The organism is Rhodococcus wratislaviensis (genome assembly GCF_900455735.1).
Taxonomy (GTDB): domain Bacteria; phylum Actinomycetota; class Actinomycetes; order Mycobacteriales; family Mycobacteriaceae; genus Rhodococcus_F; species Rhodococcus_F wratislaviensis.
Genome location: NZ_UAUI01000029.1, coordinates 181,156 through 194,042, shown reverse-complemented (window position 1 = coordinate 194,042; position 12,887 = coordinate 181,156). Strand labels below are relative to the sequence as shown.

The window sequence follows — 12,887 nt, the reverse complement described above, 5'->3', positions numbered from 1 at the left end:
CATCACCGTACCGCGCCGCCTCCCCCGCTACCGGGCGAGTGCCGCCGCCTCACGCGCGAGTCCGCTGATCCGGTCCCAGTCCTTCAGCTTCACGGCGTCGGCGGGCGTGAGCCAGGATCCGCCGACACAGCCGACGTTGGGCAGCGACAGGTAGTCGCCGACGTTCGACGTCGAGATGCCGCCGGTGGGGCAGAACCGTGCCGCCGGAACGGGTGAGTGGATCGAGCCGAGGAACTTCGCGCCACCCGACGCCTCTGCCGGGAAGAACTTGAGTTCGCGGTAGCCGTGCTCGAGCAGGAAGAGCACCTCGGAGACCGTCGCCGCACCCGGGAGGTGCGGCAGTCCGGTGTCCGTCATGGCCTTCAGCAGAGTTTCGGTGCTCCCCGGCGAGACCAGGAACTGCGCTCCCGCGTCGGCCGCCTGCGCGGCCTGTACCGGTTCCACGATCGTGCCCGCGCCGACGCAGATTTCCGGCACCTCGCTCGCGATCGCCTTGATGGCGTCGAGCGCGCAGGGCGTGCGCAGGGTCAGTTCGATCATCGGGATGCCGCCGGCCACCAGCGCGCGGGCCACCGGCACTGCGTCGCCGAGGTCGTCCACGACGACGACGGGGATGACCGGGACGCGGTCGAGGAGGGAGGGGCTGTTCGTCACTGAATACTCCTTAGACGGGTTGGGGGTGGAAAACGCTGGCGCCCTGGGTCGCCGGTCCGACAGCGGCTCGCAGGCCGGCGAAGAGTTCGCGCCCCGTGCCGACCCATTCGTCGGCACCGAGCGCACGACCGGTCGCCGGGCGGGCGGCCAGTTCCTCGTCGTCGAGGTGCACGTTCACGGATCCGGTCACCGCGTCGACGGTGAGGACGTCGCCGTCACGCACCCGCGCGAGGGGTCCGTCCGCGGCCGCCTCGGGGGTGAGGTGGATGGCCGCGGGAACCTTCCCGGAGGCACCCGACATCCGGCCGTCGGTGACCAGCGCGACCTTCCGGCCCTGATCCTGCAGAACACCGAGTACCGGTGTGAGCTTGTGCAATTCGGGCATGCCGTTGGCGCGCGGGCCCTGGTACCGGAGCACGGCGACGAAATCACCGGTCAACGTGCCCGCCTCGAACGCGGCCAGGAAGTCGAGCTGATCGTCGAAGACCCTGGCCGGAGCGGTCACCACACGGTGGTCCGGGTGGACGGCCGACGTCTTCATCACGCACGAACCCAGGTTTCCGGTCAGCATCTTGAGGCCGCCGTTGACGTCGAACGGATCTTCCGGTCCGCGCAACACGCTGGTGTCGAGGCTGATTCGCGTGCCCGGCTGCCATTCGACGCCCTCGCCGGACAGCTTCGGTTCCTCCGTGTAGCGGCGGAGCCCGGGGCCGACGACGGTCTTCACGTCCTCGTGCAGCAGTCCCGCGTCCAGCATCGACGACACGACGTAGCCGAGGCCGCCGGCCGCGTGGAAGTGGTTCACGTCCGCGGAGCCGTTGGGGTAGATCCGGGCGAGCAGCGGCACCACCGCGGACAGTTCCGACAGGTCGTCCCACGTGAGGGTGATTCCGGCGGCGCGGGCGATGGCCACGAGGTGCATCGTGTGGTTGGTCGAACCGCCGGTGGCGAGCAGCGCCACGCAGCCGTTGACGACGGCCTTCTCGTCCACGACCTCGCCGACCGGCGTGTAGTCGTCGCCGAGCGCGGTGAGACCGGTGACGCGCTTTCCCGCCTCCGACGTGAGAGCCTCGCGCAGCGGGGTCCCCGGGTTCACGAAGCTCGATCCGGGCAGGTGCAGGCCCATGACCTCCATGAGGAGCTGGTTGGAGTTGGCCGTGCCGAAGAACGTGCAGGTGCCTACACCGTGGTAGCTCGCCGCCTCCGCGTCGAGCAGTTCCTCGCGATCGGCCTTACCCTCCGCGTACAACTGCCGCACGCGCGACTTCTCGTTGTTGGGCAGACCGGACGTCATCGGCCCGGCCGGGACGAAGATCGTCGGGAGGTGACCGAAACCCAGGGCGCCGATGAGCATTCCCGGCACGATCTTGTCGCACACACCGAGCATGAGGGCACCGTCGAACATGTCGTGGGACAGTCCGATCGCCGTCGCCATCGCGATGACGTCGCGGCTGAACAGCGACAGCTGCATGCCGTCGCGGCCCTGGGTGATGCCGTCGCACATCGCGGGGACACCACCGGCGAACTGGGCGATGCCGCCGGCTTCCATGACCGCGGCCTTCAGCTGCCGCGGGAAGTGCTCGAACGGCTGGTGCGCCGACAGCATGTCGTTGTACGACGAGACGATCGCGATGTTGGGCTTGACGAAGCTGCGCAGCGCCTTCTTGTCGGCCGGGCCGGACGCGGCGAATCCGTGCGCGAGGTTCGCGCAGGCCAGCTTGCCGCGCGCCGGACCGCGGTCGGCGGCCTGACGGATACGGTCCAGGTAGATCGTGCGCTCGGGCTTGCTGCGCTCGATGATGCGTTCGGTGACGGCGGCGAGGACGGGGTGCACGTCGGCCGTCGGTGTGGGTGCGTCGGTCATGCGGTGACTCCTTCGTGCCAGGCGCGGCCGTCGCGCTCGATCAGGGTGGTTGCGTCGGTGGGTCCGTTGGTGCCCGCCGGGTAGCGGCGCGGGGCGCGCTCGGACTTCTCCCAGCCGACGAGGATCTGCTCGACCCACTCCCAGGCGGCCTCGACCTCGTCGCGGCGCATGAACAGGGTCGGGTTACCCCGGACCACATCCATCAGCAGCCGCTCGTAGGCGTCGGGTGACGGACGCTTGAACGTCTCGATGTAGTTGAGGTCCAACGACACCGGCTTGAGCCGGATACCGCCGGGGCCGGGTTCCTTCGCCGTCATGTGCAGCCGCATGCCCTCGTGGGGCTGCAACTGGATCACCAGGCGGTTGGGTTCGCTGTGGCCCTCGCTGCCGGGGAACATGGGGTGCGGGACGGGCTTGAACTGCACCACGATCTCCGAGCAGCGCCGGTCCATGCGCTTGCCGGTGCGCAGGTAGAACGGCACGCCGGCCCAACGCCAGTTCTGGATCTCGGCCTTGACGGCGATGAACGTCTCGGTGGTGCTCTCCGGGTTCTCGACGTCCTCCTGGTATCCGGGGACGGCGATCCCGTCGGCGAGGCCGGGACCGTACTGGCCTGCGACGGTGCAGCGTTCGACGTCCTGCGGGCTCATCGGCTTGAGGGCCTGGAGGACCTTGAGCTTCTCGTCTCGCACGGTCTCGCGGTCGACGTAGGTGGGCGGTTCCATCGCGACGAGGCAGAGCATCTGCAGGAGGTGGTTCTGCAGCATGTCGCGCAGGGCACCCGCCGACTCGTAGTAGCCGCCGCGACTGCCGACTCCGAGCGACTCGGCGACGTTGATCTGCACGTGGTCGATCGACGAGGAGTTCCACAGCGGTTCGAGGAACGTGTTGGCGAATCGCGTGACCAGGAGGTTCTGGACACTCTCCTTGCCGAGGTAGTGGTCGATGCGGAAGATCTGCGACTCCTCGAACACGGCGCCGACCGCGTCGTTGACGGCGCGGGCCGAGGCGAGGTCGTGTCCGATCGGCTTCTCCAGCACGACGCGGGACTGCGCGTCGGCGAGACCGTTCAGGGCGAGGTTCTCACAGATCGGCCCGAACAGACCGGGAGCGCACGCCAGATAGAAGACCCGGATCGAACCTTCCCGCGCGGCGAGACACTCGCTGAGGCCCGCCCAGTTCGTGGGGTCCGCGGCGTCGACGGAGACGTATTCGAGGCGATTGAGAAATCGCTCACAGGTGTCCGAATCCAGCTGATCGCCGGACACGAACCGCGCGAGTTCGCCTCGCACCTTGTCGCGGTAACCGTCGGTGTCGAGACCGGCTCGCGAGGCACCGATCACGCGGGTTTCGGCGGGCAGCTGGCCGTCCCTGTCGCGCAGGTAGAGCGCGGGAAGCAGCTTACGAACCGCCAGGTCGCCGGTTCCGCCGAACACGACGAAATCGCACGGTTCCACGGTGGTCGCTGGTGACATGTCATCTCCCTCTGAAAGCCGGATGTGTGGGCCGTCACAGACGACAGTAGGCGACCTTTCGCTTTCGATCAATACAGACTTAAGTATTTCGGCGAACAAAGATCCGGGCCTTACGTTGTCAGACGCGTGTCCGGTTGGTTGAATGGCCTGCATGCGGACGCCTCGCTCGACGACCTCCCCGGCGACGGGTGGCGACGTCTTCGCCCTCATTCGTGCAGGGCAAGCAACGACGCGCACCGAGATCGGCACCCTCACCGGCCTCTCCCGCACCGCGGTCGCGGCGCGGGTCTCCTCGCTTCAGGCGTCGGGGCTCGTCGTCGAACGCGAGGAGGGTGTCTCGACCGGGGGTCGACCGCCGGTGAAGCTCTCGTTTCACGTACAGGCCGGTGTCGTGCTGTCGGCGGCCATCGGCCGGAGCCGCACCCAGCTGGCCATCTGCGACCTCGCCGGCGACGTCATCGTCGCCGAGGACGTGGAGCAGGAAATCGGCACCAGCCCGGCCGAGCTGATGCCCGTCATCGCGCAACGCCTCATCGCACTGCGCGAGAGTCTGGGCGAGACCGCGGGCAGGACGGTCGGGATCGGGATCAGCCTCCCCGGAACCGTCGACACCGAACGCGGGTGCAGCCTGAACTCCCCCATGATGTCGGGCTGGGACGGCGTCCCCCTCCAGCCGTTCCTCGCCGACGTCACCGACGCACCCGTCTTCGTCGACAACGATGCCAACGTCATGGTGCTGGCGGAGCGGCGCGGAGAACGCCGCGACTTCGCCGACATGCTGCTCATCAAGGCGTCGACCGGTCTGGGCGCCGGCCTCGTGTCCGGTGGCGTCCTCCAGCGTGGTGCCCTCGGCGCGGCAGGCGAAATCGGGCACACGAAAACCGCAGCGGCACAAGGAGTCGTGTGCCGCTGCGGTGATGTCGGGTGTATCGAGGCCGTCGCCGGCGGGTGGGCGCTGGTCCGCAATCTGCAGGAGCAGGGACGCGAAGTCACCCACATCCGCGACGTGATCACCCTCGCCCTGGCCGGGGACGCCGAGGCCCGGCGGATGATCCGCGAGAGCGGACGGCAGATCGGCGAAGTGTTGTCGGGTGCGATCAACCTCCTCAATCCGGAGGTCGTGATCGTCGGCGGTGACATGGCGCAGGCCTACGACACGTTCGTCGCCGGGCTACGCGAAACCCTGTACGGCAACGCCATCGCCGTTGCCACCCAACAGCTTCAGATCCTCCCCTGGACGCACGGGGAACTGTCGGGAGTCGTCGGCAGCGCCACCATGGCACTCGACCACGTCCTCAGCGTGCGCGCGGTGGACCAGCTGCTGGCGCAGCAGAAATAGGCGGCTCCGCCGCCTGTGCGTGGTTGACGAGTCCAGAGACTCGCTAACCACGCACGGGCCCGGAGGGCCTACTTGACGTCGGAACCGTGCTTGGTGAGCGGCATGATCTCGATGTTCATGTACGGGAACAGTGGAAGGTTCCACAGGATCTCGTGCAGTTCGTCGGCCGACTCGACGTCGAAGATGCTGATGTTGCTGTACTGCCCGACGATCCGCCAGATCTCGGGCCACTTGCCGGAGCGTTGGAGCTCCTGCGAGTACGCCTTCTCCTTGGCGATGGTCTCGTCCCGGACCTGCGGGTCGAGGTCGCGGGGAATGGCGACGTCCATGCGGACGTGAAAGAGTGCCATCGGGTGGTGTGCTCCTTAGTTCCTGGTCCAGGTCTTGACTGCGTCCATGTCGAGCTCGATTCCGAGGCCGGGTCCCTCGGGCAGGAACACCTGACCGTCGGCGTAGCGGATCGGTTCCTGCAGCAACTCCTCGCTGAACAGCAGCGGCCCGAACAGTTCGGTGCCGAAGTCGATGCCGGGCTCCGCGCACGCGAAGTGGATGGACGCCGCGGTGCCGATCGGGCCTTCGATGGACGTGGCTCCGTGGCAGGCGATTCCGGCTGCCTTCGCGATCGCGACCACCTCGCGGCTCTTCTTCAGGCCGCCACATTTGGTGGTCTTGAGGGCGATGACGTCCGCGGCTCCGCGCCGTGCGACCTCGAGGGCGTCGTGCGGAGTCTGCACGCTCTCGTCCGCCATCACCGGGACGGGGACGAGTCGGTTGAGCTCGGCGAGGACCTCGAGCTGCTCACCGGGCGTGGGCTGCTCGATCAGTTCGACGCCGCCTTCGACGAGGCGGGGCACGTACTTCAGCGCAGTGAGCCTGTCCCAGCGGGCGTTGACGTCGATGCGGACGCCGGCCTTGCCCTGCAGAGCCTGCGCGATCTGGACCACCCGGGCAGTGTCGACCTCGGGATCGAGCGCACCCATCTTCAGCTTGAAACTGAAGTGCCGCTTCGACTCGACGAGCCCGAGCGCCTCCTCGATGATCTCCTCGGCGGGTGCGGCGCCGAGGGCCCACGTGACGTCGACACTCTTCCGGAAGGCGCCGCCGAGCAGCGTGTGCACGGGCACACCCAGGCTGCGGGCCCAGGCGTCGTGCAAAGCGACGTCGACGGCGGCCTTCGCGAAACGGGCATTGGCGACGACTCGTTCGATGTCCGACATGATGCCGGTGATCTCGTCGACACCCCGCCCCAGCAGCACCGGGACGATGTACCGCTCGACGATCGCCTGCATCGTCTCCACCGATTCGCCGCCCCACCACGGGCCGCCGGGGACGACGCCCTCGCCGTAGCCGGTCACGCCGCCCGCGGTCGTGACGGCGACGAGCAGCAGTGGCTGCGCCGTCATCGACGTGGTGGCGAACTTGTGGGGACGCACCAGCGGCACATCGAGGATCGTCGTTTCGACGGAAACGATCGACAGGTCGGTCATCGGATCACTTTCTCTACGGGTGGAACGGGTCACGCGGGGTCGAGCACGAAGTTGTAGGTGACGTAGTTCTTGCCGTCGTCACCGGTCTTCGGGTCGAGGATGAGTTCCGGCTTGGTTGCCGACGCGACGTCGCTGTCGATCCACTCGCCGCCCTTGAAGTACAGCTGCGTGGTCACCGATTCCTTACCGGGCGCGGACACGATGAGGTGAAGGTGCGCGGGACGCCACGGGTGACCGTCCTGCGCCTCGATGAACTGACCGGTCGGGCCGTCGGTCGGGATCTGGTAGGGCGCCGGCTGGATCGTGGTGATCTCGTAGCGGCCCTCCTCGTCGGCGATGATGGTGCCGCGCAGGTTCCACTCGGGCAGGTGCGGGGCGAACTGCGAGTAGTAGCCGTCGTTGTCGGCGTGCCACAGTTCCACCTTGGCGCCTGCGAGGCCGTTGCCGTCGAGATCGGTGACCTGGCCCGAGAAGACGAGCGGGGTGATCTTCTCGTCCTCGGGACGCATCGGCAGGGTGCACTTCGACGGCAGCTCGGGGGAGTTCTCGATGTAGTACGGGCCCTCGATGCTGCCCTTGGTGCCCTTGCGGCTGCGGGCGAGAACCTCTTCGACGGAGTGCTCGATGAACACGTCGAGGAACAGCGGCCACTCGCCGCCCTCGCCGACGTCGATGAGCCACTGCTTGAAGACGCGGTACTCGGGGTAGGTGACGCCGTGCTTCAGGATCACGTCGTTGAGTGCGCCGAGCGCATCCTTGGCAATGGCCGCGAGCCGCTCCGGCGAGGTGTCGGCGGTGACGCGCTCGGCTTTGAACTTGTCGGTCGCGGCGGAGCCGGATCCGGCGGCGGTGGGGCTCTCGGTGGTGGTCATCTGTTTCTCCTTGGGCTGGGAGGGGAGCGGATTGGGCTGTATCGAGTTTTGGGCGGCGCGGTGGGTGTTCACGCACCGAGGGTCTTGCCTTTTGTACGCTCTGCGTACTACTATCACGCTGTGCGTACATCACTACTGTGCGCGCAGTCACATTGAAATGTCAACCCCGAGTCCGAATACGCACACGAATCGCTGGTGGAGGCCGCAATGACCGAGAGCGATCGCGATTACATCCAGAGCATCGAGCGCGGTTTCGCCGTGCTGCTGGCGTTCGACGCCCAACGCCCGAACCCCACGCTCGCCGAACTCGCCACGGAAGCGGGACTGTCGCGCCCCGCCGTCCGCCGGATCCTGCTCACCCTGCAGAAGCTGGGGTACGTCGCCGGCGCGGGCGGCCGGTGGTCGCTCACCCCCCGTGTGCTCAGCATCGGACAGCACTACTCGGAGTCGCACGCGCTGATCGAGGCCGCGATGCCCCGACTGCTCGAGGTGGCCGAGAAGACCCAGGAGTCCGCGTCGCTCGGCGTACTCGACGGCGCCGACGTGGTGTACGCGGCTCGAGTCCCCGTCCGGCGGATCATGAGCATCAACGTCTCCGTCGGCACCCGCGTCCCCGCCTACGCCACATCCATGGGCCGCGCGCTCCTCGCCTGGGCTCCCGCCGACGTGGTCGAGCGGGTGGTCGCCGAGTCCACGTTCCAGAAACTCGGGCCCGAAACCATCGGCACGGCAGCCGAACTCGAGCGGGAACTCGCCAAGGTCCGCGAGCAGGGATTCGCCCTGACGTCCGAGGAGCTGGAGAAGGGGCTGATCTCGCTGGCCGCCCCCGTCCGCGACGCAGGCGGCACAGTGGTCGGGGTCGTCGCCTGTTCCACGTCGTCCGCGCGCAACACTCCCGTGCAGTTCCGGGAACAGGCCGTCCCGTGCGTCCTGGCCGCCGCGGCCGCACTGAGCTCGGACATGGGCTACGCCGGCTGACGGCGTCACGTCGGTCAGACCGGGTCGAGCACGAAGTCGCAGGCGACCTCGCCGCCGGCACTGACGCCGACGGGCGACTCCACGGCGGACGCGCCCACTTCCCGCGACGCGCCCGGCGTCGGAACCAGCCGCGTCTCGAGCGGACGGAAGCCCCGCGCATGCACGATCACGTTGACGTGACCCACGTCGGCTTCGCTCCGGGCGCTGGAGAATTCGCACGGTGCGGGCCGCACGGTCGAGATGTCGAAGCGGCCACCGGCGCACGTGACGACGATGCCGCGCAGGTTGTTGCGCAGAATCTCGACGGAGTACCCGGAGTAGCAGCCGTCGGCGTCCGCGTGCCAGATCTCGAGTTCCGCCCCCGACAGTGGATCGCCGTCGCGTGAGCGCACCACCCCCGCGATGCGGAGCGGAGTTCCCGGTTCGCCGGGGAGCGCCGCGAGGTTCGCCTTCCATGGCAGCACTCGCTGCGCGGGGAGGTAGAACTCCCGGTCGACGTGGTCGAGGCCTGCCCGGTCCACGTGAGGTGCGGTCGTCGTCGACGTCGAGGTCATCACCTGATCCGATCACTCGTACGCTATGCGTACATTGAGAACGCTGTGCGGTCGATGTCGAGTGTGCGCGTGGTCACACGCATTCGTCAACCTCCGGTCTGTTCACATCGCGGACGGGTCGGCCGGGTGCATCTGTGGGATAATTTCCCCGCCACCGGCGGACAACGACGTTTCGCCGTCCCCGGTTCGCGCCCTCGTGCCGGCCACGTCGAATTCCCGAGGATCACATCGATGACCACGCCTCCCCGCAGCATCACCCTCCGCTTCCTGGCCGCACCCACCGAGGTCGCGACGCTCGGAGGGGCCGTCCAGGGGGGCCGGATCCTCGAATGGATCGACAAGGCCGCCTACGCCTGCGCGGTCGGCTGGAGCGGGAGCTACTGCGTCACCGCCTACGTGGGAAACATCAAGTTCACCCGGTCCATCGAGTCGGGACACCTCGTCGAGGTCGAAGCGCGGCTCGTCCACACGGGGCGCTCGAGCATGCACATCCAGTGCACCGTGTCGTCGGCCGACCCGCGGACCGGGCAGTTCACCGAGGCCAGCAACTGCCTGATCATCTTCGTGGCCGTCGACGACTCCGGAAAGCCGACGAGTGTGCCGCCGTGGCAGCCCGTCACCGCCACCGACCGAGCGGAGTCCGAAGAAGCGGTCATGCGCATCGGCCTGCGAGCCGACATCGAAGAGGCGATGAGCAAGCAGAATTACACCGACGCGGGCACCGCACCGGAATCACTCACCCGGTTCCTCGCCGCGCCCACCGACGTCAACTGGGGCGGCAAGACCCACGGCGGAACCGTGATGCGCTGGATCGACGAGGCCGCCTACCTGTGCGGCACGTCGTGGAACGGCACACCGTGCGTGTCCGTCTACGCCGGCGGGGTTCGTTTCTACCGCCCGATCCAGATCGGTCACGTCGTCGAGGTCGACGCCCGCCTGCTGCACACCGGCGCGCAGACCATGCACATCTCGGTGCACGTGCGGTCCGGTGACCCGCGCACCCGGGAGATGAACCTGACCACCCACTGCCTCACCGTGGTCGCCGCCGTCGACGAGGACGGCGCCGCGACGGCGGCGCGGCAGTGGGTTCCGCAGTCCGACGAGGATCGCAAACTGGAGGCGCACGCCCGCGAACTCATCGCACTGCGCGACCGGGCGCGAATCGGCGCCCTGGCCTGACCCGCCCGAGTAGCGTCACGGGAAACGGTCACCCGCGGAAGGAGCGGGGATGCCTGGGAACCGTCCACTCGACGTGCAGTTGTCCCGGCGACGCGTGCTGCAGTGGGGAGCGGGAGCCGCACTGCTCGGGCTCACCGGGGCCTGCTCCCGCACCGACGACGCCGAGGCCGCGATCGGGCCCGACTCTCCGGACGTACGCGCGTACGCCGAGGCCGAGGAACGCCGCTTTCCCGGGGGCAGACCGGTCGCCTACGAACTCTCCGCGGCACAATCCGACGTCGACATCGCAGGTACGCGCACCGCTGCGTGGCTGTACAACACGCAACTGCCGGGCCCGATACTCCGGGCGAACGTCGGGGACAGGGTCCAGGTGCGGTTTCGCAACCAGCTCTCGGATTCCACCACGGTGCACTGGCACGGGCTGGCCATCCGCAACGACATGGACGGGGTCCCGGATGTCACACAGGCCCCGATACCGGCGGGCACAGAGTTCGTCTACGACTTCATCCCGCCCGACCCGGGCACCTACTGGTACCACACGCACGGCGATCTCCAGCGCGGCCGAGGGCTGTACGGGGCTCTGATCATCGACGATCCCGGGACACCCGCGAACTACGACACCGAGTTCGTCGTCGTGGTGTCCGACTGGTTGACCGACCGCACGCCGTCGCAAGTCTTCGACGCGCTCCGCGGCGGGCGGATGGCGTCCATGCCCGAGATGACGTCGCCCGTGCTCGGCGGTGACTCCGGCGACGTCCGGTACGCCGTGTACCTGCTGAACGGGAAACCACCCGGCGATCCGACCGTGTTCACAGCGCGGCCGGGCCACCGCGCCCGCATCCGGCTGATCAACGCCGGCGACGACACCGCGTTCCGGGTCGCGCTGGGTGGCCACCGGCTGACCGTCACCGACACGGGCGGCTTCCCCGTCGAACCGGTCGACACCGATTCGGTGCTGATCGGTATGGGCGAGCGGTACGACGCCGTCGTCACCCTGCAGGACGGGGTGTTCCCGCTGGTCGCGGTGGCCGAGGGGAAGGGCGCGCAGGGATTCGCGGTGGTGCGCACCGGCGGCGGCGCCGCCCCCGACCCCACCGTCGCGCCCCGCGAACTGGACCCTCCCCCGCTCACCGTGGCCGACCTGAGGGCCACCGACGCCGTCCGGCTACCCGTCGTCGACCCGGGTGTCACCCTCGAGGCGTCGCTCGGCGGCGACATGAAGCAGTACACGTGGACGGTGAACGGCCAGGCCTATCCCGACCACACGCCGCTGACCGTCCACCGGGACCAGCGGGTACGGCTGGTCTACACGAACCCCACGATGATGTTCCACCCCATGCACCTGCACGGGCACACGTTCGCCGTGGCCCGGCCGGACGGCTCCGGACCGCGGAAGGACACCGTGATCGTGCTCCCCGGACAGACCGTCGCCGCCGACATCGACGCGACCAACCCGGGCCAGTGGATCACGCACTGCCACAACGACTATCACCTTGCCGCCGGAATGGCGACGATCTTCTCCTACGTGAGCTGACGCCGGACCGTCAGCCCCGGAGTGCTTCCGAGGGCGCCACGCCGTACTTCCGCCGGTACGCCGCCGCGAACCGGCCGGTGTGGGTGAAACCCCAGCGCATCGCGACCTCGGCGACCGTCGACGAACCGTCCGCGCGCAGCAGGTCGTCGTGGACGCGTTCGAGCCGGACGTCCAGCAGGTAGTCGCGGGGGCTCACCCCGACGTACTCCTGGAATCCCTCCTGCAGGCGCCGAACCCCGACACCCGCGATCTCGGCCATCTCGGCCGCCGTCCACGCCCGTGCAGGATCGGCGTGGATCTCGTCGATGACGCGCTTGACGATGCGCGGCCGGGTACCGGCACCGGCCGTCTCGTCGTCCGGGATCGCTGCCAGGACCAGCGCCGTGGTGACCGCCCCCGACAGTTGCTCGGCGACGAGGGGGTTGGTGTAGATGCCGTCCGACCGCAGCATCTGGTCGAGCAGCGACCGCACCAGGGCCAGCCAGCTGGCACCGTTCTCGCTGGTCAGATCCAACTGCGGGGGCAGTCGCAGTCCCGGCCGCGCCAGGATCCGCGCCATCTCGCGGTGCAGGTAGTCGCGGTCGACGCGCACGCCGATGATGGAGCAGTCCTTGCTCCAGTCGGTGATGAGCGTCGTCGTGTCGGGCGGGCATATCGTTCCCGCCCCGGGCACGGACGACACCTCGTGCTTGCCGGTCACCGATTCCAGATGCCCCGACAGCGGCACGTTGATCGCATACGCGCCGGGGTGGTCCGACTGGATCGACACGTCCGCGCCCCAGCCGATGTGGGTGATCTTGACCGGCCCGAGTTCCACCGCCTCCGCGACGGTGTTGCCCGCGTTGGACCTGTTCAGCGGGGTCAGCCGGTGTGGGAAGTACACGTCCGACACCACGTGCGACGCTTCGTCCCAATCTTCGGGGCGAATCAGCTTGGACGCGGGCTGCATGG

General features: G+C 68.4%; 12 protein-coding genes. 4 read left to right on the top strand and 8 right to left on the bottom strand.

Annotation, left to right across the window (positions count from 1 at the left end):
- Positions 1–27: 27 nt before the first annotated feature.
- The 3 genes from eda to zwf are packed head-to-tail and all read right to left on the bottom strand — an operon-like array spanning position 28 to position 3,993.
- Positions 28–654 (bottom strand): bifunctional 4-hydroxy-2-oxoglutarate aldolase/2-dehydro-3-deoxy-phosphogluconate aldolase, encoded by a 627-nt coding sequence (gene eda / locus DTA22_RS35540; protein WP_037230984.1) that lies wholly within the window; start codon positions 652–654, stop codon positions 28–30.
- Positions 655–664: 10 nt separating this feature from the next.
- Positions 665–2,518, bottom strand: coding sequence for a phosphogluconate dehydratase (edd, locus tag DTA22_RS35535; protein WP_037230986.1), 1,854 nt, complete (start codon positions 2,516–2,518; stop codon positions 665–667).
- Positions 2,515–3,993: a glucose-6-phosphate dehydrogenase gene (gene zwf / locus DTA22_RS35530; protein ID WP_112302515.1), complete on the bottom strand. Its 1,479-nt coding sequence runs from the start codon at positions 3,991–3,993 to the stop codon at positions 2,515–2,517. Before zwf ends, edd begins: the two co-directional genes overlap by 4 nt.
- A 151-nt stretch (positions 3,994–4,144) precedes the next feature.
- Here zwf and DTA22_RS35525 point away from each other — a divergent pair, with 151 nt between their 5' ends.
- Positions 4,145–5,332 carry an ROK family transcriptional regulator gene (locus DTA22_RS35525; RefSeq protein WP_037230991.1) on the top strand — a complete coding sequence of 396 codons (1,188 nt, stop codon included), beginning with the start codon at positions 4,145–4,147 and terminating at the stop codon, positions 5,330–5,332.
- Between the two features lie 68 nt (positions 5,333–5,400).
- On the opposite strand, the gene catC is transcribed toward DTA22_RS35525, so the two are convergent.
- The 3 genes from catC to catA are packed head-to-tail and all read right to left on the bottom strand — an operon-like array spanning position 5,401 to position 7,691.
- Complete coding sequence (catC, locus tag DTA22_RS35520; RefSeq protein ID WP_037230994.1) at positions 5,401–5,682, bottom strand: muconolactone Delta-isomerase; 282 nt, start codon at positions 5,680–5,682, stop codon at positions 5,401–5,403.
- A 15-nt stretch (positions 5,683–5,697) separates the two neighbouring features.
- Positions 5,698–6,819: a muconate/chloromuconate family cycloisomerase gene (locus DTA22_RS35515; RefSeq protein ID WP_112302514.1), complete on the bottom strand. Its 1,122-nt coding sequence runs from the start codon at positions 6,817–6,819 to the stop codon at positions 5,698–5,700.
- A gap of 29 nt (positions 6,820–6,848) precedes the next feature.
- On the bottom strand, positions 6,849–7,691 hold the full coding sequence (gene catA, locus DTA22_RS35510; RefSeq protein ID WP_037230996.1) for a catechol 1,2-dioxygenase: 843 nt from the start codon (positions 7,689–7,691) through the stop codon (positions 6,849–6,851).
- A 207-nt stretch (positions 7,692–7,898) separates the two neighbouring features.
- Here catA and DTA22_RS35505 point away from each other — a divergent pair, with 207 nt between their 5' ends.
- The gene (locus DTA22_RS35505) at positions 7,899–8,669 is read left to right on the top strand and encodes an IclR family transcriptional regulator domain-containing protein (protein WP_112302564.1); all 771 of its coding nucleotides are present in this window, start codon (positions 7,899–7,901) and stop codon (positions 8,667–8,669) included.
- 14 nt (positions 8,670–8,683) lie between these two features.
- Here DTA22_RS35505 and DTA22_RS35500 read toward each other — a convergent pair whose 3' ends face one another.
- Positions 8,684–9,223, bottom strand: a complete 540-nt coding sequence (locus DTA22_RS35500; RefSeq protein ID WP_112302513.1) for a dioxygenase family protein — start codon at positions 9,221–9,223, stop codon at positions 8,684–8,686.
- Positions 9,224–9,454: 231 nt separating this feature from the next.
- Between DTA22_RS35500 and DTA22_RS35495 the strand changes: the two genes are divergently transcribed.
- Complete coding sequence (locus DTA22_RS35495) at positions 9,455–10,402, top strand: acyl-CoA thioesterase (RefSeq protein ID WP_112302512.1); 948 nt, start codon at positions 9,455–9,457, stop codon at positions 10,400–10,402.
- Positions 10,403–10,451: 49 nt separating this feature from the next.
- Positions 10,452–11,936 carry a multicopper oxidase family protein gene (locus DTA22_RS35490; protein WP_112302511.1) on the top strand — a complete coding sequence of 495 codons (1,485 nt, stop codon included), beginning with the start codon at positions 10,452–10,454 and terminating at the stop codon, positions 11,934–11,936.
- A gap of 10 nt (positions 11,937–11,946) precedes the next feature.
- Here the strand turns inward: DTA22_RS35490 and DTA22_RS35485 are convergent, their stop codons facing one another.
- Positions 11,947–12,885 (bottom strand): AraC family transcriptional regulator, encoded by a 939-nt coding sequence (locus DTA22_RS35485; RefSeq protein ID WP_112302510.1) that lies wholly within the window; start codon positions 12,883–12,885, stop codon positions 11,947–11,949.
- Positions 12,886–12,887 lie beyond the last annotated feature (2 nt).